The following is a 1,089-nucleotide window of genomic DNA, read 5'->3' on the forward strand; positions in this document are numbered from 1 at the left end:
TGCAGACTACCAGCTGAAAGTTGGACAACTGACACCTGACTCCGGTGTTTGGCCGAAAACTAAGCTGCTTACTGACTTTGAACAGTTTTGTGACCGCTCCCATAAAGAAACAAGAGAGCTAATAGAAGGCGCTAAAAAACTTCAGGAACAAAGGAACAAAGGAATAACACCAACACAATACGTCTGCTGATTACTCATTCAGCCCAACTAGAGCAGAAAGTCAAAGCAGCTGCATACAAGTTGGAGGCAACTACACACGATCTTTTTAGGTGTAGGGCAAGTAATACGAATGATTATTATGTGTCACCGACCCCTTTTATTTGTTTTCTGAGAGTGTTGCCTATTTTAAGCAGGCCGCCAAAACCAATCACATGCAGTATCAAAAAATGATACGCGAGTTACTTGACGAGTATGTGGCACATCAAAAAAATGCTAACAAGTAGCACCACGTTAAACAACTCTCGATAGCGAACGAGACGACTCTCCCATAATGTAACGCATCACCGACATGTCTTATTGATGTATTGCACGTAGCGCCGCCCAAGTGACTGCATCACTTTAGAGACACCGTCAGTGCATGAAGGTGTCAACAAAAGATGTGTGTGATTCGTCACCAAGACACAAGCATGACAACTTACATCATAGCGTTCACGCGCTTCTTGTAAGCATTCCAGATAAAACTGATTATCTTGATCTGAAAGAAACACGCTTCCCGATTGCTTCCTCGTTGTATTACATGGCACGGCACTCCGGCCATATACATTCTTGGCTTCCTTGGCATTTCAGCTTCCTCGTTGTATTACATGGCACGGCACTCCGGCCATATACATTCTTGGCTTCCTTGGCATTTCAGCTTCCTCTATCTTTCTTGATAGTTAGCCTTGATTATCGACCTAAGCCAAGGTCTTTTCAAGCTGAGTAATGCGAATGATTATTATGTGTCACCGACCCCTTTTGCTCTTTATTTAGGTGTAGGGCAAGTAATACGAATGATTATTATGTGTCACCGACCCCTTTTGCCACTGATACGCGGTGATGAGCTACTAGCTCATTCAACTTTGATATATTTACGATTGGAAGCCGTGGCTT

At 43.3% G+C, this 1,089-nt stretch carries 2 protein-coding genes; one reads left to right on the top strand and one right to left on the bottom strand.

Features of this window, described 5'->3' with window-relative positions:
• Positions 1–190, top strand: a 190-nt coding sequence (locus tag A3756_RS28775; protein WP_231875559.1) for a hypothetical protein, incomplete at its 5' end; no start/stop codon positions are given.
• A 310-nt stretch (positions 191–500) separates the two neighbouring features.
• Here the strand turns inward: A3756_RS28775 and A3756_RS29285 are convergent.
• Positions 501–743, bottom strand: coding sequence for a transposase (locus tag A3756_RS29285; RefSeq protein WP_082865317.1), 243 nt, complete (start codon positions 741–743; stop codon positions 501–503).
• Positions 744–1,089: the final 346 nt, after the last annotated feature.

The organism is Oleiphilus sp. HI0086 (assembly GCF_001635225.1).